Origin of the sequence: uncultured Barnesiella sp., from assembly GCF_946496565.1 — a bacterium.
Classification (GTDB): Bacteria; Bacteroidota; Bacteroidia; order Bacteroidales; family Barnesiellaceae; genus Barnesiella; species Barnesiella merdigallinarum.
Window position 1 is genome coordinate 18,655 of record NZ_CAMMHD010000009.1, and the last position, 22,146, is coordinate 40,800.

At 52.9% G+C, this 22,146-nt stretch carries 18 protein-coding genes; 8 read left to right on the forward strand and 10 right to left on the reverse strand.

The window, feature by feature from the left end; genetic code table 11:
- Nucleotide 1: 1 nt before the first annotated feature.
- The 6 genes from fusA to Q1K76_RS06280 form a co-directional block, all read right to left on the reverse strand.
- Nucleotides 2-2,122 carry an elongation factor G gene (gene fusA, locus Q1K76_RS06255; RefSeq protein ID WP_087408018.1) on the reverse strand — a complete coding sequence of 707 codons (2,121 nt, stop codon included), beginning with the start codon at nt 2,120-2,122 and terminating at the stop codon, nt 2-4.
- Between the two features lie 25 nt (nt 2,123-2,147).
- Nucleotides 2,148-2,624 carry a 30S ribosomal protein S7 gene (rpsG, locus tag Q1K76_RS06260; protein ID WP_087408017.1) on the reverse strand — a complete coding sequence of 159 codons (477 nt, stop codon included), beginning with the start codon at nt 2,622-2,624 and terminating at the stop codon, nt 2,148-2,150.
- Between the two features lie 168 nt (nt 2,625-2,792).
- Complete coding sequence (rpsL, locus tag Q1K76_RS06265; protein WP_008862863.1) at nt 2,793-3,197, reverse strand: 30S ribosomal protein S12; 405 nt, start codon at nt 3,195-3,197, stop codon at nt 2,793-2,795.
- A 249-nt stretch (nt 3,198-3,446) separates the two neighbouring features.
- Nucleotides 3,447-3,995: a dTDP-4-dehydrorhamnose 3,5-epimerase gene (gene rfbC, locus Q1K76_RS06270; protein ID WP_087408016.1), complete on the reverse strand. Its 549-nt coding sequence runs from the start codon at nt 3,993-3,995 to the stop codon at nt 3,447-3,449.
- A 118-nt stretch (nt 3,996-4,113) separates the two neighbouring features.
- Nucleotides 4,114-5,802, reverse strand: a complete 1,689-nt coding sequence (locus Q1K76_RS06275; RefSeq protein ID WP_300131886.1) for an asparagine synthase-related protein — start codon at nt 5,800-5,802, stop codon at nt 4,114-4,116.
- 25 nt (nt 5,803-5,827) lie between these two features.
- Nucleotides 5,828-6,073 (reverse strand): acyl carrier protein, encoded by a 246-nt coding sequence (locus Q1K76_RS06280; protein ID WP_289540975.1) that lies wholly within the window; start codon nt 6,071-6,073, stop codon nt 5,828-5,830.
- 137 nt (nt 6,074-6,210) lie between these two features.
- Here Q1K76_RS06280 and Q1K76_RS06285 point away from each other — a divergent pair, with 137 nt between their 5' ends.
- The 4 genes from Q1K76_RS06285 to Q1K76_RS06300 all read left to right on the forward strand — a co-directional run bounded on the left by Q1K76_RS06285 (nt 6,211) and on the right by Q1K76_RS06300 (nt 13,355).
- Nucleotides 6,211-7,404, forward strand: coding sequence for a putative sugar nucleotidyl transferase (locus Q1K76_RS06285; RefSeq protein ID WP_258326814.1), 1,194 nt, complete (start codon nt 6,211-6,213; stop codon nt 7,402-7,404).
- Nucleotides 7,405-7,501: 97 nt separating this feature from the next.
- Nucleotides 7,502-10,030: a M6 family metalloprotease domain-containing protein gene (locus Q1K76_RS06290; RefSeq protein WP_300131891.1), complete on the forward strand. Its 2,529-nt coding sequence runs from the start codon at nt 7,502-7,504 to the stop codon at nt 10,028-10,030.
- A 160-nt stretch (nt 10,031-10,190) separates the two neighbouring features.
- The gene (locus tag Q1K76_RS06295) at nt 10,191-12,359 is read left to right on the forward strand and encodes a choice-of-anchor J domain-containing protein (protein WP_300131893.1); all 2,169 of its coding nucleotides are present in this window, start codon (nt 10,191-10,193) and stop codon (nt 12,357-12,359) included.
- Nucleotides 12,360-12,896: 537 nt separating this feature from the next.
- The gene (locus Q1K76_RS06300) at nt 12,897-13,355 is read left to right on the forward strand and encodes a hypothetical protein (RefSeq protein ID WP_300131895.1); all 459 of its coding nucleotides are present in this window, start codon (nt 12,897-12,899) and stop codon (nt 13,353-13,355) included.
- Nucleotides 13,356-13,460: 105 nt separating this feature from the next.
- On the opposite strand, the gene argB is transcribed toward Q1K76_RS06300, so the two are convergent.
- The 3 genes from argB to Q1K76_RS06315 all read right to left on the reverse strand — a co-directional run bounded on the left by argB (nt 13,461) and on the right by Q1K76_RS06315 (nt 17,259).
- Nucleotides 13,461-14,234, reverse strand: a complete 774-nt coding sequence (gene argB / locus Q1K76_RS06305; protein WP_300131897.1) for an acetylglutamate kinase — start codon at nt 14,232-14,234, stop codon at nt 13,461-13,463.
- Between the two features lie 6 nt (nt 14,235-14,240).
- Nucleotides 14,241-15,363, reverse strand: a protein-coding gene (gene prfB / locus Q1K76_RS06310) for a peptide chain release factor 2 (RefSeq protein ID WP_143240896.1) whose coding sequence is annotated in 2 segments (ribosomal slippage) — nt 14,241-15,299 and nt 15,301-15,363 — 1,122 coding nt in all. Because the reading frame shifts where the segments join, the coding sequence is not laid out codon by codon here.
- 87 nt (nt 15,364-15,450) lie between these two features.
- Nucleotides 15,451-17,259: a long-chain fatty acid--CoA ligase gene (locus tag Q1K76_RS06315; RefSeq protein WP_087408008.1), complete on the reverse strand. Its 1,809-nt coding sequence runs from the start codon at nt 17,257-17,259 to the stop codon at nt 15,451-15,453.
- A gap of 286 nt (nt 17,260-17,545) precedes the next feature.
- Here Q1K76_RS06315 and Q1K76_RS06320 point away from each other — a divergent pair, with 286 nt between their 5' ends.
- Nucleotides 17,546-18,628: a M20 family metallo-hydrolase gene (locus Q1K76_RS06320; protein ID WP_300131899.1), complete on the forward strand. Its 1,083-nt coding sequence runs from the start codon at nt 17,546-17,548 to the stop codon at nt 18,626-18,628.
- Here the strand turns inward: Q1K76_RS06320 and Q1K76_RS06325 are convergent.
- Nucleotides 18,620-19,564, reverse strand: a complete 945-nt coding sequence (locus Q1K76_RS06325) for a glycosyltransferase family A protein (RefSeq protein WP_300131902.1) — start codon at nt 19,562-19,564, stop codon at nt 18,620-18,622. The genes Q1K76_RS06320 and Q1K76_RS06325 overlap by 9 nt on opposite strands.
- A gap of 280 nt (nt 19,565-19,844) precedes the next feature.
- On the opposite strand from Q1K76_RS06325, the gene Q1K76_RS06330 reads away from it, so the two are divergent.
- From Q1K76_RS06330 to Q1K76_RS06340, 3 genes are all read left to right on the forward strand, one after another.
- Nucleotides 19,845-20,030, forward strand: coding sequence for a type II toxin-antitoxin system HicA family toxin (locus Q1K76_RS06330; RefSeq protein ID WP_258326821.1), 186 nt, complete (start codon nt 19,845-19,847; stop codon nt 20,028-20,030).
- A gap of 85 nt (nt 20,031-20,115) precedes the next feature.
- Complete coding sequence (locus tag Q1K76_RS06335; RefSeq protein ID WP_258326822.1) at nt 20,116-20,526, forward strand: type II toxin-antitoxin system HicB family antitoxin; 411 nt, start codon at nt 20,116-20,118, stop codon at nt 20,524-20,526.
- Nucleotides 20,527-20,863: 337 nt separating this feature from the next.
- Entirely contained in the window at nt 20,864-22,129 is a 1,266-nt protein-coding gene (locus Q1K76_RS06340; protein WP_300131906.1) for a putative DNA modification/repair radical SAM protein, read from the forward strand.
- Nucleotides 22,130-22,146: the final 17 nt, after the last annotated feature.

The window sequence follows — 22,146 nt, forward strand, 5'->3', positions numbered from 1 at the left end:
ATTACAATAAATCTACTCTACCGTTTACTTCGGTCAACACATTCTTGGCAATCGACGAGCTTACCTCGGCATAGTGCGAGAACGACATCGTCGAGGTGGCACGACCCGAAGTGATGGTACGCAGGGCGGTTACATAACCGAACATCTCGGCCAGAGGTGCCGTTGCTTTCACGATACGGGCGCCCGAACGGCTCGACTCCATACCTTCGATTTGTCCACGACGTTTGTTCAAGTCGGAGATTACATCACCCATGCTCTCTTCGGGGGTTACTACCTCGATCTTCATGATAGGCTCGAGCAATACGGGTCCGGCTTTTTCGCAGGCTTTCTTGAAGGCCTGGATGGCACAGAGTTCGAACGACAACTGGTCAGAGTCTACGGGGTGGAACGAACCATCGAGTACGGTTACCTTCAGGCTGTCTACCGGGAAGCCGGCCAATACACCGTTCTTCATAGCCGTAGTGAAACCTTTCTGAATCGAGGGGATGAACTCTTTGGGGATGTTACCACCTTTTACTTCATCTACGAATTCGAGACCGGCCTCTTCGCGAGTCGAGGGCTCTACGCGTACGATGATGTCGGCAAACTTACCACGACCACCCGTCTGTTTCTTGAATACCTCGCGGAGCTCAACCGGTTTGGTGATAGCCTCTTTGTAGGTAACTTGGGGACGACCCTGGTTACATTCTACCTTGAACTCACGTTTCAGACGGTCGATAATGATCTCCAGGTGGAGCTCACCCATACCGCTGATAACCGTTTGTCCCGTCTCCTCGTTGGTAGCTACGGTAAAGGTAGGATCCTCTTCGGCCAGTTTCTGCAGACCGATACCCAGCTTGTCGAGGTCTTTCTGAGTCTTGGGCTCAACAGCGATACCGATCACAGGTGCGGGGAAGTCCATAGCCTCGAGTACGATAGGAGCGTCTTCGGCGCAGAGCGTATCGCCCGTGCGGATATCCTTGAAACCTACACCGGCACCTATATCGCCGCAGTCGATCGACTCTTTGGGATTCTGTTTGTTCGAGTGCATTTGGAACAGACGCGATACACGCTCTTTCTTACCCGAACGGGAGTTGAGTACGTAAGAACCGGCAACGATTTCGCCCGAATATACACGGAAGAAGCAGAGACGGCCTACATAGGGGTCGGTTGCGATCTTGAAGGCCAATGCACACATAGGCTCAGAGAAGGAGGGGTGACGTACCACTTCTTTCTCGGGGTCGTTCATGTCGTGACCTACCACGGCCGGCGTATCTACCGGGCTGGGCAAGAATGCGCAAACGGCATCGAGCAGCGGTTGTACACCTTTGTTCTTGAACGACGAACCGCAAATCATAGGAACGATTTGCATGGCCAGCGTACCTTTGCGGATAGCGCGGACGATTTCGTCTTCGGTAATCGTCGAAGGATCGGCGAAGTATTTCTCCATCAGCTCATCGTCGCACTCGGCGATTTTCTCGAGCATCTTGTCTCTCCACTCGTCGCACTCGGCTTTCAAGCTGTCGGGAATTTCCTCCAGGCTGTAGTCGGCACCCATCGTTTCGTCGTGCCAGTAGATGGCTTTCATGCGAATCAGGTCGACTACGCCTTTGAAAGTCTCCTCAGCACCGATAGGTACTTGGATGGGACAGGGGTTTGCACCCAGTACATCTTTCAGCTGGCGAACCACCTCAAAGAAGTTGGCACCCGAACGGTCCATCTTGTTTACATAACCGATACGCGGTACATTGTATTTATCGGCCTGGCGCCATACGGTTTCAGATTGGGGCTCAACACCACCTACTGCACAGAATGTAGCCACAGCACCGTCGAGCACACGCAACGAACGCTCTACCTCAACGGTAAAGTCGACGTGCCCCGGAGTATCAATCAGGTTGATTTTGTATTTCTCGCCTTTATAGTTCCAGAAAGCGGTAGTGGCGGCCGACGTAATCGTGATACCGCGCTCCTGCTCCTGCTCCATCCAGTCCATGGTAGCGGCACCGTCGTGCACCTCGCCGATTTTGTGCGTCAACCCCGTGTAGTACAGAATACGTTCCGAAGTCGTTGTCTTACCGGCATCGATGTGTGCCATAATACCAATATTTCTGGTATATTTCAAATGAGCGTCAGATTTTGCCATTTTCTTTATTCCTTATTTTATTCAATTAAAATCTAAAATGAGCGAATGCACGGTTGGCCTCGGCCATCTTGTGCATGTCTTCTTTACGTTTGAATGCACCACCCTGCTCGTTGAAAGCGTCGACAATTTCGGCAGCCAGTTTGTCGGCCATCGTTTTGCCACCTCTCTTACGAGAATAGATAATAAGATTTTTCATTGAAATAGATTCTTTACGATCGGGGCGGATTTCCGTAGGTACTTGGAAAGTAGCACCACCCACACGGCGAGACTTAACCTCTACTTGAGGTGTAATATTTTCCAGGGCTTTCTTCCAGATTTCGAGGGCCGATTTCTCCTCGTTGGGCAACTTCGATTTCGCAATCTCCAGTGCGCTGTAGAAAATAGAGTAGGCAGTATTTTTCTTGCCATCATACATCAAGTGGTTCACAAATTTCGAAACCCTTACATCATTGAATACGGGATCTGGTAATACAACCCGTTTCTTTGGTTTTGCTTTTCTCATTTTTTACAATAAATTGTCGTTCTTGTTTTTGGTTGCTGTTCTTTACATCTTCAACGAAATCCGCCGATTTCATTTACTCAACCCAATCAGCCTATCCAATAAACGCGAACCAGTGTTTGACACTAATTCTTTTTAATCTCTTTGCTGGCTTTTTCTCAAAGGTATCGATTATTTCTTACCTTTTGCGGCAGGTGCAGCTCCTGCTTTAGGTCTCTTGGCGCCATATTTCGAGCGACGTTGCGTGCGGCCACCTACACCGGCAGTATCCAACGTACCGCGTACGATGTGATAACGTACACCAGGGAGGTCTTTCACACGACCGCCACGAACGAGTACGATAGAGTGCTCTTGCAGGTTGTGACCTTCACCCGGGATGTAAGAGTTCACCTCTTTACCGTTGGTTAAACGTACACGAGCAACTTTACGCATGGCAGAGTTAGGTTTCTTAGGAGTCGTCGTGTAAACTCTCACGCATACACCACGTCTTTGCGGACATGAATCCAATGCAGGAGATTTACTCTTGTCTTCCAATACAACCCGTCCTTTTCTTACTAATTGTTGAATCGTAGGCATTTCTTAGAACTTTTTTAAAAATCTTTTTACTTATAATTTTCCTTCTTATTCTCTCTGTCCAAGACGCTAAAATTGGTCATAGCTTTCACATAATCAATCGATTATATAAACGCTTCGACCTTTTACAGCATCAAAAGTGGTGCAAAGATAAGCACTAAATCACTAAAAACCAAATATATTCGGATTATTTTTCACCATTTTATCGTCAAGTCACAAACGACCGACAACAGTGATTTATATTCCCGCCTGTTACTCGAATGTCTCGATTTCATCGAACCCGAGCCCCTTCATATCTTTCGGCGAGAGCAGCATATCTTCGGGCTTCACCGGCCACACCACACCCACATGCGGGTCGTTGTAGAGCAATGTAGCCTCATGCTCAGGGGCATACACGTTGTCGACCTTGTAGCAGAACTGGGCTGTCTCGCTCAATACGGTAAAGCCGTGGGCAAATCCGCGCGGCACGAAGAGCTGGCGCTTGTTGTCGTCGGAGAGTTCTACCCCGATGTACTGGCCGAAGGTGGGCGACGAGCGGCGCAGGTCGACAATCACGTCATACACACGACCTTGAGTCACCCGCACCAGTTTGGCTTGCGAATATTCACCCTTTTGGAAATGGAGACCGCGCAACACACCGTAACTCGACCGCGACTCGTTATCCTGTATGAAATCGACCGGTCCTACATATTGGTCGAAAAGTTCCTTTTTGTAACTCTCCATAAAATAGCCCCGACTGTCGCCGAACACTTGCGGCTCGATGACGAAGGCTCCCTTTAACTTTTGCTCTATAAATTTCATCACGATTGATTTTGGATGCAAAGGTAGTGAAAGTCAAGAAAAAGAGTTACGACGGAGCCATTTATTTTTGCGCGCCTGCGGCGGTGCCAATCGCCTCTCCTGCCCGCCCGGCCATCGGTCAGCCCAGACTCTTCAACTGCAGGCAGAGCGAAAGCAGTTTCCACACCTTCGCCGGGTCGGCAAAGAGTTCATCCTCTTCGTGTCGCCAGGCCCGTTCCAGACGAGTGTGGTCGAACCACTCCGATACCCGCCCGTAACGCAGGTCGAGCACTACCTCGTCGGCCCACCGCTTCATCTCGGCAGGCAGCATCGGCTCCTCCGCCTCGCTCTCTGGCGCCAGCCTCACCTCTCCCGAAAGCAAAGGGGTTACCACCTCGTGGTCGAACCACTGCCTGCGCGCCCGTCCCGAAGGGCTGTCGCCGGCCAAGGCAAAGGCTATCTCTATGAGATTGTGGTTCAAAAAGGCATTGCGTATCTGCACGCCATAATACATGCTCATCTTGTCGACACACCGCAACAGGTGGGGAATGCGCTCATAGCACAAGTCGCAAAACTTCAAATGGCTGTTTTCCGAATCGAACAGCCTCCGGTACAGAGGCTTGCGGGCCAGTTGCCGAAAGTCGGCCGACAATACCTCCGAGGGTACCAGCGACGTATATCGGTCGCCCGGCAGAACGGCATCGCCCAGAAAGTGGGCCAACCCCCAACCGCCACTGACCACCGCCAGCCCCCGCTTGCGCATCACCCGGAGAAAGGCCGACCGAGCCACCATCTCCATTCCGTCGACAGGTTCCTCTTGCCAACGGGACAGAAAATCGAGCTCCTTCAACAACATCGCAGGGGTAATGGAAACCTGTTCGAGCGGCACAGCTGTAGCCGACAGTTGCTCGGCCCCCCACAGCACTCCGCTCTGGTGCAACTTCCCGCGATAGGGCATGTAACTCTTCAGATAGCGAGGGGTCCCCGTCCCTTTCATCAAGGCTATAAAGAGGGCCGACTCCATGCCTCCATCGAGCGAAAGGCCCTTGGGCATCTCGCCCATGAGGCTATACCCTACACTGCGGCGCATCTGCTCTCGAAAGGCTTCGGCTCTACGTTCGGGCGATTCGTTGCGCCAGGCTTCGACCCGATTCTCCAATTCGTACCAACGCTTTTCGACCAGCGAATAACCGTTGTAGCGCAGCAAAAAACCGGCCGGCAACTGGTGCACCCCCTCCCAAAAGGTCTCATAGGGCGAACCATAAGTCGAGTAGGCCAGATAACCGGCCCACCGCTCGGCCGACAGCAGGGGCCTGACACCCCCGGCAAACAGGGCCCGCACCTCCGATGCAAAATAAAGATTTCCCCACCGGGTGGCATAGTAGAGCGGCTTGATGCCGAAACGGTCGCGACACAGCAACAACTCTTCGGAAAACCGATTGTAAACGACCAGGGCAAAATAGCCCTCGAAGCGATCGAAGCTGCTATCGCCCCAACGGTCGTAAGCCTTGGCCACCACCTCGCACATGCACCCGGTGGCAAAAGTGTAATAGTTGGCCAGTTGGTCACGCACCTCGGCGTAGTTGAATATCTCGCCGTCGAGCATCACCACCAGCCCCGTATCGGCATCTTCGTAAGGCTGACTCGGAGCCCGGGCCGGGTCGATGGTGTTCATGCGATTGTGCATCAATCCCACCCGGGCATCGACAAAGGTGGAGACCCACCCCACCGGCGTCTCGCGTCCCCGATGATTCTGGGCCTCCGACATGTGTCGCAATACCTGTTCCAACTGATCTACCTCTCCTACAATTCCCGACAAGCCACTCATATCCGTTCGCCTCCCTGCTCTCGTTTTATTCCTTGCCGGCCAGACCGGGGGCACACACCCGTTGGAACAATTCGTCGAGAGTTCCCGTACTTGAGAAATCCTCGGGGGTCACCTCCACGTGATACTCCTCCTCGAGCATCATGGCCAACGAAACTTCAAACAAAAAATTCCACTCTTTCAGTCCCTTGTAGCGGGTATTCAAGGTGAGCGTATCCCGGTTCGTCCGGTACAGCATACCGGCAACCAGTTGCACAAAGCGATTCTTTTCCATATCCTTCTTTTTTCCCATAAACGACCACACCGGGCCATTTGTTCAATCGACCGGCTACGAGGCAATAGCTCGCCCGAGATTTTGATTTTCCACAAGATTTACATTACCTTTGGTCTATCAATCCATTACATACGATTATGAAAAATATCATTCTTTTCGACACGCCCCAGCAGCACCTCGAGTTGCTGCCCCTGGCCTTTACCCGCCCCGTCGCCGACATACGCGTGGGTATCCTCACCCTGAGAGAAAAGTGGGAACGCCTGCTGCCCGGCAGCTACTCCTATATCACCCCCGAATATATGGCCGGGAAATATCCGGCCGTCATCGCCCCCGACAACCTCTTCATCGCCGGTCACCTCATCCCCGACGATACACTGGTTGCCCAGATAGACCGGTTGCAGCCGGGCGAGGCGCTGGTCGACCAGGATACGGTCATCGCCTTCCGGGGCAGCGAAACCGACTTCCGCGAAGGGCGTCACACCGCCACGCTCGCTTGCGAGCAAGAGCCCCGCTACATTCACCACCTCTACGACATCTTCCTGCTCAACGGCGAGTGTCTCGAGGCCGATTTCAAACTCATCACCCGCGGCCGCACCAGCCAGCCGCTCAGCCCGTCGAACCGCGTCATCGGCGACCCCTGCTTTGCCGACGGAACCCCCAAGATATTCATCGAGCCCGGAGCCAAGGCCGAGTGCGCCATCTTCAACGTGACCAACGGCCCCATCTACCTGGGTGCCGACAGCGAGGTGATGGAGGGCAGTTGCATACGGGCCCCCTTCGCCGCCTGCGAACATGTGTTTGTCAACATGGGTACCAAAATCTACGGAGCCACCACCCTGGGACCCTACTGCAAGGTGGGCGGCGAACTGAACAACGTGGTGATGTTCGGCTTCTCCAACAAGGCACACGACGGATTCCTGGGCAACGCCGTCATCGGCGAATGGTGCAACCTGGGCGCCGGCGCCGTAGCCTCGAACCTCAAGAACGATTACAGCGAAATAAAACTGTGGAACTACCCCACCCGCCGCTTCCTGCGCACCCACCTGCAATTCTGCGGCCTCATCATGGGCGACCACTCCAAGGCCGGCATCAACACCATGTTCAACACCGCTACGGTGATAGGCGTGGGAGTCAACATTCACGGTGCCGGGTTCCCCCGCAACTTCGTCGCCTCGTTCAGCGAGGGCGGCACGGCCGGCTTCACCGACGTGCAACTACCTAAATTCTACGCCATTGCCGAGAAAATGATGGCCCGTCGGGGACGCTCGCTCACCGAAGCCGACAAGACTATTTTCGAAGCTATCTACAATCAGGCCGAACAATTGAAGTAGTGCATAAAATAGAATTAAACTAAATTACAAAAAACAGCACCTCTACTGAACAAAATGTCACGAAAAGTAATATATTTGCAACAGAATCATCATACTTATGCAAAGAGTTACTTCAAAGATTGCTTTAGGGGTGCTGTTTTTTGCATCTTCACTTAGCAGCAAAGCCATACCGGCTTACCCCCACGTAGTCGAGTACATCCAACCCGACGGTACAGTGCTCACCATTTCGCTCACAGGCGACGAGCATGGGCATTACTACCAGACCCTCGACCGTATCCCTGTCGGGAAAGGCGACGACGGCTTCTTCAGATACCTCGATGTGCCCGGGACTTCGCGCACGCATACCTATATAGCACGCAATCCACAAGACCGTACATCCCGCGAAAAGGCGTTCGTCGACAGTCTTCGCACAAAAAGCTCATATCGCCAGGCTATACAGCAAAAACGCATCAACAGACGCCAACGTTTAGCCCGGGCATTCGACTTTCCCAACCGGGGCGAAGTGCGGGGCCTCATCATTTTGGCCCAATATGCCGACATAAAATTCTCGCCGGTGGGTACACGCGAGGCTTTCGAGGCCCAAATGAACCAAAAGGGCTATGCCGAAAACGGAGCCACCGGCAGCGCCCGCGACTACTTTATAGACCAGTCGAACGGTGTATTCATGCCCTCGTTCGATGTGGTAGGGCCGGTCACCCTCTCTCACGACATGAAATACTACGGAGAGAACGATTTTTACGGGAACGACCTCAACCTGGCGGCCATGATTACCGAGGCCTGTACCGAAGCTCACGAAAAATGCGATGTCAACTTTGCCGATTATGATTTCGACAACGACGGTACAGTCGACTTGGTATATGTCATCTATGCCGGACATGCCGAATCGAACGGAGCCGACGAGAACACCATTTGGCCCGCTGCCGGTACCCTCGACGAGTTTGGTCACTCCCTCACCCTCGACGGGAAAAAGATTTCGACCTTTGCCTGTTCCTCGGAACTAAGTGGAGAAACAGGCGAAATCCTGAGCGGAATAGGAACCTTCTGCCACGAATTTAGCCACTGTCTGGGACTCCCCGACATCTACAACACCGAGTATGGCGACACCTTCGGCATGGGAACCTGGAGCCTCATGGACATGGGCAGCTACAACAACGACAGCAAAACTCCCGTAGGCTACTCGGCTTTCGAACGATACAGCTGCGGCTGGCTCGACCTGCAAGAACTGCAAGAGCCACAAGCCCACATCGCCCTCCCGCCGCTCAACCGCTCGAATCGGGCCTGTCTCATGCGGTCGCCCCATAACGAAAACGAATTTTTCACCCTCGAAAACCGGCAACAGACAGGCTGGGACCGATATGCCGCCGGGCACGGACTCATGATTGTACACATCGACTATGACCCTGTGGCCTGGGATAACAACACCGTCAACAACACCGAAGGACACGAACGGGTGCAAATCGTACCGGCCGACGGCAATTTCACCAACCCGGAAGGCGACCTGTTCCCCGGCACAACCTACAATACCTATTTTACCGAAGACAGTAATCCCGCACCCGAATTGTATAGCGAAGGAGCTTTGAACAAACCGATTATCGACATTCGCGAATCGAACGACACCGTCTATTTCCATTTCATGATCGACCGACTGGCCACCCCCGACCAACTGGGCGTAACCGACGTGACCGACGACGGTTTCACGGCTACTTGGGGCGCAATCGACGGAGCCGATTCCTACACCGTAACTTTGTCCGAACAATACCCCCTGAATACCTTGCTGTTAGGCGAGTCGTTCTCGGGTTTCGCAAGCGGTACTTACTTGATGCCCGACACGACCGAAATTTCACAAAGCCTCGACTCCTACACACAACAACCGGGTTGGACCGGCGAGCGAATAGGCCAATGCGGCGGACGTTGCTGTATCAAAGCCAAGGGATACATGGTCTCGCCCCGGCTCGATTTCAGCGGCGACGGAACTTTCACTCTCGAATTTGAGGCCCAAACCACCCGCAGCTACTACGACGGGCTCGTTATCACACTTTGCGAAAACGCCGATTTCACAGGAGAAAAAATCATCTTCTCCCTGAAAAGCCCTACCTCAAAGACTCTCATCTCCCAAACTTTCAACACGTCAATCGACTCGGGATACCTCAAAATCGAGAGTCTCTCGAACCTCGCGTTGTCGAACCTCTCGCTCTATTCGGGCGAAAAATCGACAGCGCCCAAAAAACCGGTCGCCTCTCATGCAGAGCCTGCAATCATCACCGGGGTCACCGACAATCACTATTCGTTCACCGGGCTGAACCGACAGAGCAAATACCTCTTCAAGATACAAGCCCAAAACACCTACACCCGCTCCGACGAATCGATAAAATTCAAGGTAGGCAACACCTCCGCAATCGACAAGATCGAGACGTCGGGCATGCGCCATATCGCTACAAATCGGAATATACTGCATATATACGGTCAACCCGGCGACCCGGTAACCATCGTATCGATGACCGGACAAGTTCTCCTGAAACGGCAATTAACCGCCGATTCCCTCTCTCTCACGTTGCCGAGCGGTCTGTTCATCATACGTGTCGGCGACGAAACTTTCAAAGCAATCATATCACCTTTAACCCTTTAATCGGAAAAGCATGAAAAATTTACTACTTGTCGGAGCCTTGTGCTCCCTCACGCTGTTACCCTCGACAGCCGCACAATCTTTCGATGAAAACCCGGCTCAACGAAGAGTCGAAATAATTCAGACCGCTAGAAAGAGCATACGCTCCGAGGCCGCCAGAACTTTGAAAACCTATGAGCAAAACGGGCGTAAAATCGCAGTAAAAGAGACTCTCGACGGCAAACGCCGCTTCAAGGCCTTTGCCAATCGGAAAGAGAACCTGGCTCCTGTATATACCGCTCAAAAAGAGGCGATGCCGGCTGCCGACGAAGAATATACCTTGGCCGAAGGCTTTGAAGAATTTGCCAACCATATCGACGACCCCGATGCGCTCGAATGGCTGCCCGAAGGCTGGACCAGCATCAATACACACCCTAACTACGACGACCCCGATGCACTCTGGTACAGTTGGTACATCACCGAACCCAGCATCGCAAAAGGGCTTCCGCTGAACCCCGAAAGCCAATACATTGCCTATATCCAATACGACGAATACGAAGAGTCGGACGAGTGGCTTATCACCAAGCCCATCACCGTCAAAGAAGAAGACTATCTCTTCTTCGATTTGAGTTACCTCCCCTGCTACGTATTCTATAATTTCTATAACAAAGACGACGGTATCGCCGCCACCATGAAGATAAAAATCTCGGACAACGGCGGTGAATCATGGGATTTGCTGCTCGATGTGGCCGACCTGGAATATACCGACGAAGAACTGGAAATCTCCGATTTCCGCCGGTTCAGAATCGACATCAGCGATTATGCAGGGAAGACGGTATTAATCGCTTTCCAATACGAAGGAGTATACGGCGACTCGATGCAACTCGACGAAGTGTATGTACGCCCCATGCTGCCTACCGCCATCTACAACCGTCCGCAAGGAACGTTCCTCTCGGGTGTCAACTACAAGTGGGAAGCCTTCTCGACAACCTCGATTTTTGCACCCGCATTCAAAGATCTCGTGTGGAACAACTACTCCAACGAAGCCTTGTCGTATCAATGGGATTGCGACGGCGAAAACTACGACACCCCGACCTACACGGCCAACTATTCCATAGGCACACACTCGGTGCCCTCTCTCACCGCTACGTCCGGTTCGCGCCAAAGTTTCTACACCTGGAACGGCACTCTAACGGCAGGCCGGGCCATGACCATCGGCAATCTCGATGTCAATAACAACCGGCTCACCGTGCTCTCCTATAACGACGTGCCGGCTCCCCGAAACTACGTTTTCGGCAGTTGCGAACTCGATATGCGAGGTTACCACATCACCACCAAGGCCGTGATGAACATCTTTGAGAAACCTTGCTCCCCGATGCTCATCTCGGGTGTCGACCTCATTCTGGCCACCTTCGAGGCACCCGACGATGCCGAGTTCTTCCTGAGAGCCGTAGCTCTTACCGAAACAGGGGAGCTGGGCGACACACTGGCTATCGCTTCGCTCAAAGCCTCCGACGCAGAGGCTACCGAACTGGGTGGATACTATGGATATGGCATGCATTTCGAGTTTCTCAAAGAGGTGAACGGAACCCCCATGCCGCAACGGCTCCTCATCGACGAACCTATGGCCTATATTTTCGACGGATTTGACCGCGACGACGTAGTTGTCGGCGTGGTTTCGAACAGCGTCGAACAAACCTTCGACGCCGGTGCCTATGTATACCGTCTCCTTTCCAAAGAGGGTGAAGAGGATATGGTCGACATCTCCTCGATGGGCAGCTATTCTCTGGCCATGTCGCTGTGCAATGCCTCCATGTCGAGCCTCGGATGCGAAAGCCCCGTCGAGATTCCCGGAACGGCAGGCAGCTCGTCTGTCACGGTCTACTCGACCTTGTTCATGGCCGACGGTATCGACTGCACCGCAGCCGATTCGTGGCTCACACCGGGAACTCCGGTCGACGGTGCCTCAACCGAAATCTCGATACCCATTACATTCGAAGCTCTCCCCGAGGGAACCTCGCAACGCACGACAACGCTGACCGTAGAGACCCTCTATGCCGACCCGATTACCATCGAAATCATTCAGGACAAAAACGTTTCGGGTATCACCTCGGCCTCGATACTGAGCGGACTTTATGTAGCCAACACATCGGGCGAACTGGAATTTATCCACGCCCAAAATAGAACCGGCAAACTGGCTGTCTACAACATGCAGGGGATAAACCTGGTTACTGCCGACCTCTCGACAAGCGGAACGACCTCGCTCGACATCGACCTGGAGAGCGGCATCTACGTTGCCGTAGCCCAATATGCCGATGGCGGCTGCGAAAAGGCCAAATTCATCAAGCAATAACACTATCGGAAGCCTGGGAGAAAGAGAGCTCGGCAACGGGCCATCCTCCCAGGCTTTCTCATATCTTTACGGTCCGCACTCGAGGACCTTTGCACGACTCACGACAATCCCGGAAATTTTTCCCAATCGACAACCGCTATCCTCCCATACATACCTATTTGACACGAAAGGGAAAAATATCTTGCCATAAGTTTCGATTTGTCAAAAGAATTTATTTATATTTGCAAATAACTAATGACAAAACCAAAATGATTATATAAGGGGACATATAAACAAGGGGACAACATTCAATAAGACATTTATAAAACAGCGTTAACTTTTTGTTTCTACAGATCTGAGAAATTCGGGCATACCGCAGAGAGAAAGTTCTGTGCACTTATTGCGCCCGTTCCGACTTAATATCGTGGTTTTTATACGATTTTCTAAGGTTTTAAAGAATGAAAAAGTTTGGGTCCGCGCTCTTTTATATTCGTCTGTAACACACACATAAACATTCCGATTTTGGGACCGGTCGGATTTTAATCAACATTTTATACTATGAAGTATTCAACATTTCGTATCGTGCTTCTCATGTGCATGGTATTCGCATTCGCCGCTTGCGAAGAAGATCAACCCACCAATGTCGATACCATATGGACAAGGGGACTGGTTGACTACGAAGAGGGCTTTGAATTTCTCAACAAAAACATTGCCATCACCTGGAACGAGGGGAAAATCGAAGGTGTAGCAGGCCGCATGACCACCTTCACCGACCTGGGAGTACAACGCACCGAGACAATCGACCTGAGTGCCTTCGGCGTACCCGAAGAGGGCGAGTCGTTCTGTGTTCCGGAACTGGGACACCTCTATTTCGTGCACCAGGCTTGGGAAAGCGAAACTCGCATTCAGAACCACTGCGGTTATTTCCGGGTAATCGAATTTTTGGGGAACCAGAAGGGTGTCGTCATCTTATCGTCGGAATATACCCCAGCCGGATGGAACTGGATAGGTCAATAACAAGCACAGAGGGGGCAAATTTAAATAAACGAACCTATCCTACAGCGAGGGCTGCCCTTTCTCGGGCAGCCCTCGTATTTTATTCTCTATCAATAAAATCGTCTTTTACTCCACGATGCGGGTACCCTCGTGAGGCTGCCCGATAGCATCGGCCCGGGTAATAATGACCTCGCGCACCCCGTGGCGAATGGCATCGAAGGCATTTTCGAGTTTGGGTATCATACCGCCCTGCACCACGCCTTCGGCCCGGTAGGTCTCGAACTGCTGTCGGGTCATCTCGGCAATTACGCTGTTGTCGTCGTTCTCATCGCGCAACACGCCCCGTTTCTCGAAACAGTAGACCAGAGATACCTCGTAACGCGAGGCCAGCGCCTTGGCGGTTTCGCCGGCCATGGTATCGGCGTTGGTATTGAGCATTGAGCCTCGCCCGTCGTGGGTAAGCGGAGCGATTACGGGCACGACACCCATCTCGATGAGTGCCGACAGGGCGGCAGCGTCGACGCGACGCACATCGCCCACGTAACCGTAGTCGACCTCGCCCACCGGACGTTTGTCCGACAGCAGGATATTCATGTCGGCCCCCGTCATACCCAGCGCATTTACTCCCTGGGCCTGCAGGCCGGCCACGATATTCTTGTTCACCAGGCCGGCGTAGACCATGGTCACCACCTCGAGCATGGCCTTGTCGGTGATGCGACGACCGCCCACCATACGGCTCTCGATACCCAGCCGCGACGCCATGGCCGTGGCCGATCGGCCGCCTCCGTGCACCAGCACCTTGCGGCCGGGTATGGCGGCAAACGAGGCGAGCAGGCGACTCAACGTAGCCTGCTCCTCCACAATCTTACCGCCCACTTTTATCAGCGTAAGTTTCTCCATACCGGTTTATGCGTTGCTTTCGTCACCACCGAACTCCATCAGATAGGCTTTGATAAAACCGTCGATCTTGCCGTCCATCACGCCTTGCACGTCGGAGGTCTGGTAGTTGGTGCGGTGGTCTTTCACCCGGCGGTCGTCAAACACATAGCTGCGTATCTGCGACCCCCACTCGATTTTCTTCTTGCCGGCCTCAATCTTGGCCTGCTCGGCCATACGGTGCTGCAACTCCTTGTCGTACAAGATAGAGCGCAACTGGCGCATGGCGTTCTCTCGGTTCTTGGGTTGGTCGCGGGTCTCGGTATTCTCGATCAGAATCTCCTCCTCTTCGCCCGTATAGGGATCTTTGAACTGGTAACGCAACCGCACGCCCGACTCCACCTTGTTCACATTCTGTCCACCGGCACCGCTCGAACGGAAAGTATCCCACGAGATGTTGGCGGGGTTGATGTTGATTTCGATGGTATCGTCGACCAGCGGCGTCACGAATACCGATGCAAACGAGGTCATGCGCTTGCCCTGAGCGTTGTAGGGCGATACCCGCACCAGACGGTGCACGCCGTTTTCGCTCTTCAGGTAACCGTAGACATAGTCGCCCTCGATCTGTATCGTCACCGACTTGATACCGGCCTCATCGCCCTCGAGAATATTGGAGATGGAGGTCTTGTAGTTGTGCTGTTCGCACCAGCGCAAGTACATGCGCATGAGCATCGAAGCCCAGTCTTGCGCCTCGGTACCACCGGCACCCGAGTTGATTTTCAATACCACGCCCAACTTGTCCTCTTCGCGACGCAGCATGTTGCGCAACTCGAGATTCTCAATCAGCGTCATCGTATGGTGATAAATCTCGTCGACCTCCTCTTCCGAAACGATACCCTCTTTTACAAAGTCGAAGGCCAGCTTCAACTCCTCGACCGATTTCTCGATTTCGGTATAGCTGTCTATCCAGAAGTGCAACGATTTTACCTTTTTCATCTGCGCTTCGGCCTTCTTCTGGTCTTCCCAGAAGTCGGGCACATGGGTGCGCAACTCCTCTTCTTCTACCTCGATTTTCTTCGAATCGATGTCAAAGATACCTCCTCAACGCCAACTTGCGTTCTTCTGTCTCTTTTAATTGTTCTTGTGTAATCATATCTTTATCACTTGTTTCTGTTATACGAAAAAAGGGTGTACAAAATTATACACCCTTGTGCTATTTACCAAATTTCGGTTTTCGTTTTTAGGCATACATCGCCTCTATCTCCTCCTTGTAGAGCAGGTTGATGACCGACCGGCGTATCTTGAGCGTGTTGGTCAACTCGCCTTTCTCCATGCTGAAGGCTCTCGGCAGCAGCGTGAAACGCTTGATTTGCTCGAAGCGGGCAAAGTTCTTTTGCAGCGCGTCGATACGCTCCGAGATAAGAGCATGAATCTTCTGGTTCTTCACCAGATCCTCGAGGGTGCGGTACTGTATGTGCTTCTGAGCGGCATACTCCTTCAGGGCCTCGAAGGCCGGGATAATGATGGCCGTCACATACTTGCGCTGGTCGCCGATGACGGCTACCTGATCGATATACTTGTCTTCGCCCAGGCGGGTCTCCAGAGCCTGCGGGGCAATGTATTTCCCGTTCGAAGTCTTGAAGAGGTCTTTCAAACGCTCGGTCAAGGCCAAAGCCCCTTCGTCGTTTATCTTGCCGGCATCGCCCGTGCGGAACCAGCCGTCCTCGGTAAAGACGCGGGCCGTCTCCTCGGGCTTGCGATAGTAGCCCTTCATCACGGTCTTGCCCTTCACCAGTATCTCGTTGTTCTCGCCCAACTTCACCTGAATATCGGGCATGAGCGAGCCTACGGTACCGAACTCGTAGCCGGTCAGGTCGAAGCAGCTCACCGTGGCCGTCGTCTCCGACAAACCATAGCCATAGACGATATTGATGCCGCAGATGTGCAGAAATTCGTTGATGGTATCGGAGAGCGGAGCCCCGGCGGTGGGGAAGATATTGCCGTTCTCCACCCCTACGGCTCGACGGATTTTCGAGAATACGAACTTGTCGTAGAATTTGTACTGACACTCGAGCCACAGCGGAACCCGTTTTCCTACACGCAGATACTCCACATTGCGACGGCGTCCGATGGCAAAAGCCCGTTCGGTGAGACGACGGGTCATCCCCTTCGTCTTCGACAGTTTGTCCTGGATGGCCGAGTAGACCTTCTCCCAGAAACGGGGCACGCTGCACATGATGGTAGGACGCACCTCGCGAATGGTATTCTGTATATCCTTGGGGTCTACGTTGATGGCAATGCGCATGCCTACCGTCAGGCAGTAGTACGACCAAGCCCGCTCGAAGACGTGGGTCAACGGCAGGAAGCAGAGCGATACGTCGCTGTCGGAGCAAGTCACCAACCGTTGCAGGTGAATGCGCATGGCCTCGTCGTAATTCGAGTGAGCCAGCATCACCCCTTTGGGCTCGCCGGTCGTACCCGAGGTGTAGATGAGCGTGGCCAAATCGTCGGGCGTACCGGCATTGCGACGGCGTTCTACCTCGGCTACCACATCGGCACCGGCCAGACGGCCCTGCTCCATGAGGTCATCGAAATAGATCGACGTATGGTCGTCGGCAGTCCGCTTGATGGCAGGGTCGAAAAGAATGAGTTTCTCGAGCGTAGGACACTCACGCAGGGCCACAATGGCATTGTCGTACTGCACCTGCCCGCCCACAAACAGAAAGCGCACCTCGGCTTCGTCGATGATGTACTTAATCTGGTCGAGCGAACTGGTGGGATAGAGCGGAACGACTACCGCACGGTTGTCGAATGCCGCAAAATCCACGATGAGACCTTCGGGTTTGTTTTGTGTATATGTCGAAATGTTTTCTTGCTCGCGAATACCTAAGAGAACCATAGCTTGCGCTATGTACGATACCTGTTCAGAGAAACGGTTCCAAGAGGTAGGAACCCATTGATTGTGCTCATAGTCCTTATGGCTGAACGCCTCACGGTTTCCGTATTTGGCAGCCTGTTTGCGAACCAAAGCGGTAAGTTGATTTACCATAAATTCAGTTATAAATCCGCTGCAAAGTTACGCATTATATTGACTCTATGACCATTTTAATAAGTTTTAAGCAGATTGGGCACTTTCATTTTGCCAACTCGACATAGCAAAAACGCAAGACTTCCTATCTATTTATCAACATTTCGGACGATTTATCCCCTCAAATTCAAATAGTTAATTACTGTTAATATTTTATCCTCGTTTTTTCGACCTTTCCCTACAATTTGTACAAGAAGTTACTGAAAGAGATAAAAATAAACTACTTTTGCATAAACTCGTAACCACCATGTATTCGAAAGACGAACTCTACTACATAGCCACCGACCTGCTGCACCGGCTCATTGCCACCCCTTCGGTCAGCCGGGAGGAGGGACAGGCAGCCCAACTCCTGTGCGAAACGCTCGAAAAAAACCGATTCACCCCGCACCGCATCGGCAACAACGTATGGACCTTGGCCGGGAAGTACGACCCGGCGAAACCGACCCTCCTGCTCAACTCGCACATCGACACCGTGAAACCGGTGGCCAGCTGGAGCCGCAACCCTTTTGAACCTGCCGAAGAGGAAGGTCGCCTCTACGGTCTGGGCAGCAACGACGCCGGAGCCAGTCTGGTATCGCTGCTCGCCGCCTTCCTGTTCCTGGCCGACAGCGAGCAACCCTACAACCTGATTTTCCTGGCTTCGGCCGAAGAGGAGGTTTCGGGAGCGAACGGCATCGCCCGGGCCTTGCAGGAGCTGCCCCCTGTCGATCTGGCCATCGTGGGCGAACCTACGGCCATGCAACCGGCCATCTGCGAAAAGGGGCTGCTGGTGCTCGACTGTGCCACGCACGGGCGGTCGGGACACGCTGCCCGCGAAGAGGGAATCAACGCCCTCTACAAAGCCACCGAGGCTATCGAACGGCTGCGGCGATTCGAGTTCCCCCTCGTCTCGGAGTGGCTGGGACGGACGAAACTCACCGTCACCCAGATAGAGGCCGGCACGCAGCACAACGTGGTGCCCGACCGCTGCAACTTCGTCATCGACCTGCGCACTACCGATTGCTACACCAACGCCCAGGCGGTCGAAATCCTGCGCGAGAACTTCCCCGACGTGACCTTCACCCCCCGCTCGCTGCGGCTCAACTCGTCGTCCATATCGCCACGACACCCCTTCGTGCGACGGTGCGTACTCACCGGACGCGAACCCTTCGGGTCGCCTACCCTCTCGGACCAGGCGCTCATGCCCTTCCCTTCGGTCAAGATAGGACCGGGCGAATCGTCGCGCTCCCACACGGCCGACGAGTATATCCTCCTCGACGAGATACGCGAAGCCATCGAGCTCTACACTTGTCTGCTCGACAACCTGCAATTCGAAAAAAAATCAGTGTAACAGCCGTTCGGCCAGAATAGCCGAACCGCGCCCTCCCCACGACACATAACGATAGACCAGCGGCAGAAACCACCGCAAGGTGCTGTCGTCGCGAACCTGGTCGAGGGTCCAGTGATAAATTTCGGGCCCTCGAGGGCTCTTCTCGCGACGGCACAGACCGGCCACTACCATCTGCTTGTAGAGCAAGAGCCGGTGCAGACGACGCTTGTCGGGATGGTTGCTCTGCTCCACATCGGCATGGGCATGGGCAATAGCCTGCAAAATATCGTCACTGTTGGGGGCATAGCGATAGCCGGTAATGCTGTCGGCATGCAGATAGACATGGACCAGCGGCGGCCGCTCGATCCACACCACCCGGTCGGTAGCCAGTAAGAGGCGCAGCCCCAGCTCCCAATCTTCCCAACGCATATACTCCTCGCGCCATCCGCCTACGGCCCGCACCAACGCCGTACGCACCGCATAGCGCTGTGTACCCAGCGTGCAATGGAACAGATGGGGCTCCACCCGGTTAGAGAATACCGCCTTGGCCCGATAGGGACGGCCCTCCTCGGGCACCATCTCGACCGTACACCCCACGATGTCGGCCTGCGGATGGCTGTCGAAAGCCTGCATATACCGGGCGATAGCCTCGGGCACGTAGGTATCGTCACTATCGAAGAACGAGACAAACTCCTCCCGCACGCACGACACCCCCCGGTTGCGGGCCGCCGAAGGGCCCCGCTTCGCCTCCTGGATCACCGTCACTTCGAAGTTGTCGCTCTCGTAACGGGCTTTCAGCTCCCGGCACAGCGCCAGCGACCCGTCGGTCGACCCGTTATCGACCAGCACGACATGCAGGGGCCGGTAGGTCTGCGCTACAATCGAGGCAAACGTCCGCACCAACTCCTTCTCCCGATTATAGACGGGCACCACTATGGCTATGCTTGTCGGTTTCATCGTTACAAATATAACGAAAGTCGAAAATAGAAAAACAAACTCACTTGATTTTTATACTGAAGCATATCTCATATATATGAGAAAAACGGGAATAATGCACTGCTACTTGTACATAATGTAATCTATGCGGAATAGAGACAAAGGAAAAAGTCAAAAATGATATTAAAAATAATATCAAAAAGGTTGCAAATGATATTGATATTCGTATCTTTGCATTGTGACTATCGCATGTTGTGTATGACGATTATATGCTCAATATCACAAAAGAAAGGAGGTTGGAGTGAAATACAATGAACTTGAACGACTTCTAAAAAAAGCCGGTTGTGAACTGATAAAAAATAATGGAGCTCACCCAACATGGTATAGCCCCAAAACAGGAAAATATTTTCAAACAAGCCACCATAAATCAGAAGAGGTGAAACCGGGTACATTGAAAAGCATTAAAAGGGATGCGGGGATTGAGTAACCCATATCTTACACTATATATATTTTACTATTTTTAATTACTATACTTGATAAATCAGTCAGTTATCAAGGTAAAATACAAGAATATGGCAAAGAAAGAAATCAGCGTTGTTATTGAACGGGGAGTTGACGGCACCTATTCAGCATTCATTCCTGACAACAACTGCGAATTCGGTTGCATTGGAGAAGGAAAAAGCGTTGAAGAAACCAAAAATGATTTTTTGGCAGCCGTTGATGAGATGAAAGAAGTTTATCAAATGAATGGGAAAAAGTTTCCTGACGTAGAGTTTAATTTTACTTATGACATAGCATCTTTCCTTAATTACTATGCCTACGCCTTTTCGTTGGCAGGTTTGGCTCGTATCACGGGTGTCAATCAAGGGCAGTTGAGTCATTATGTAACAGGCCGAAGGAAGCCCTCAAAAACGACCATCGAAAAGATTGAGAAATCCCTGCATGAATTTGCCCACGAAATCGGGGGAATAAAATTCGTATAATTTGGAAATAAGGAAATAGACAGAAAATCCTGCCAGATTGGTGGGATTTTTTTATTCTATTCGATACTCCCCTCAACCATCCTGACCTTCCTTCTGTCATAAATCTTCGATAGCCAATCAGGCTTCTATCAAGACAGAAGCCATGCGTTTATCTTTCCCCATCCCAATTATAAATTCTTTTCTTAAAATTGTCGCCGATACGGCAAAAACGGTGTAACTTTATCCTCCGGGAAAGTTGCAGCAATCGGGGCGATGCCGTTTGGCTTATTCTTTTTAAAAAACCACCGTCACCCCATTGATTCACAACGATGTAACCAACTTATACTCATCTGCCGCCATGACCGAAGAGACGCTGAAGAAACTGAAGATACTTACCGAATCGGCAAAATACGATGTATCGTGTTCGTCGAGCGGCACCGTACGGTCCAACACCCGGGGAGGGTTGGGCAATACGGTGGGCGGGATAGGTATATGCCACAGTTTTGCCGACGACGGTCGTTGCATCTCGCTGCTGAAAACGATGCTCACCAACTCGTGCATGTACGACTGTGCCTACTGCATCAACCGACGGAGCAACGATATTCCGCGGGCCACCTTTTCGGTGCGGGAGCTGGTGGAGCTCACCATCGAATTTTACCGGCGCAACTACATCGAGGGACTGTTCCTCAGCTCGGGCGTGGTGCGTAACCCCGATTACACCATGGAGCGTCTGGTAGCCGTCGTGAAAGACTTGCGCACCATCCACCGGTTCAACGGCTACATCCACCTGAAAAGTATTCCCGGAGCCAGCCGCGAACTGGTGAACGAGGCCGGCAAATATGCCGACCGCATGAGCGTGAACATCGAGATTCCCAACGAATGCTCACTGAAACTGCTGGCTCCCGAAAAAGATTTCAAAAGCGTCTACGAGCCCATGGCCTACATCCAGCAACAGACCCTCGCCTCGAAAGAGGAGCGCAAACTCTTCAGGCACGCCCCTCGTTTCGTCCCGGCCGGGCAGAGCACGCAGATGATTGTGGGGGCTACCCCCGACCACGACCGCGACATCCTGCGGCTGTCGTCGGCCCTCTACGCCCGTCCCACCATGCGACGTGTCTACTACTCGGGCTATATCCATGTCAACACCTACGACACCCGGCTCCCCATGCTGAAGCAGCCTCCTCTGGTACGCGAAAACCGCCTCTACCAGGCCGACTGGCTCTTGCGCTTCTACCAGTTCAAGGTCGACGAGATTGTCGACGATGCCAACCCCGACCTCGACCTCGAGATTGACCCCAAGCTGGCGTGGGCCCTACGTCACCCCGAAGTCTTCCCGGTCGACATCAACAAGGCTCCCTACGAACTCATCCTCCGGGTTCCCGGCATCGGGGTGAAATCGGCCACCCTCATCGTCAACTCCCGCCGCTTCAATCGCATCAACAGCTCGCATCTGAAGAAGATGGGGGTAGTGATGAAGAAAGCCAAATACTTCATCACCTGCGGCGAGCTGACGTCACCTACCGTCAACGAACTCCGCCCCGAGAACGTAAGGCGACTGCTCACCCCGTCGACCTCGAAGCGGCGAGACGACCACCAGTTGCAACTACCCCTGTTCCACGATTAACGATACTCCGCCGTGTC

Excerpts from the sequence above, each read along its gene's own strand:
- fusA (WP_087408018.1), bottom strand. The coding sequence starts at position 2,122 with ATGGCAAAATCTGACGCTCATTTGAAATATACCAGAAATATTGGTATT.
- rpsG (WP_087408017.1), bottom strand. The coding sequence starts at position 2,624 with ATGAGAAAAGCAAAACCAAAGAAACGGGTTGTATTACCAGATCCCGTA.
- rpsL (WP_008862863.1), bottom strand. The coding sequence starts at position 3,197 with ATGCCTACGATTCAACAATTAGTAAGAAAAGGACGGGTTGTATTGGAA.
- rfbC (WP_087408016.1), bottom strand. The coding sequence starts at position 3,995 with ATGAAATTTATAGAGCAAAAGTTAAAGGGAGCCTTCGTCATCGAGCCG.
- Q1K76_RS06275 (WP_300131886.1), bottom strand. The coding sequence starts at position 5,802 with ATGAGTGGCTTGTCGGGAATTGTAGGAGAGGTAGATCAGTTGGAACAG.
- Q1K76_RS06280 (WP_289540975.1), bottom strand. The coding sequence starts at position 6,073 with ATGGAAAAGAATCGCTTTGTGCAACTGGTTGCCGGTATGCTGTACCGG.
- Q1K76_RS06285 (WP_258326814.1), top strand. The coding sequence starts at position 6,211 with ATGAAAAATATCATTCTTTTCGACACGCCCCAGCAGCACCTCGAGTTG.
- Q1K76_RS06290 (WP_300131891.1), top strand. The coding sequence starts at position 7,502 with ATGCAAAGAGTTACTTCAAAGATTGCTTTAGGGGTGCTGTTTTTTGCA.
- Q1K76_RS06300 (WP_300131895.1), top strand. The coding sequence starts at position 12,897 with ATGAAGTATTCAACATTTCGTATCGTGCTTCTCATGTGCATGGTATTC.
- argB (WP_300131897.1), bottom strand. The coding sequence starts at position 14,234 with ATGGAGAAACTTACGCTGATAAAAGTGGGCGGTAAGATTGTGGAGGAG.
- Q1K76_RS06315 (WP_087408008.1), bottom strand. The coding sequence starts at position 17,259 with ATGGTAAATCAACTTACCGCTTTGGTTCGCAAACAGGCTGCCAAATAC.
- Q1K76_RS06320 (WP_300131899.1), top strand. The coding sequence starts at position 17,546 with ATGTATTCGAAAGACGAACTCTACTACATAGCCACCGACCTGCTGCAC.
- Q1K76_RS06325 (WP_300131902.1), bottom strand. The coding sequence starts at position 19,564 with ATGAAACCGACAAGCATAGCCATAGTGGTGCCCGTCTATAATCGGGAG.
- Q1K76_RS06335 (WP_258326822.1), top strand. The coding sequence starts at position 20,116 with ATGGCAAAGAAAGAAATCAGCGTTGTTATTGAACGGGGAGTTGACGGC.
- Q1K76_RS06340 (WP_300131906.1), top strand. The coding sequence starts at position 20,864 with ATGACCGAAGAGACGCTGAAGAAACTGAAGATACTTACCGAATCGGCA.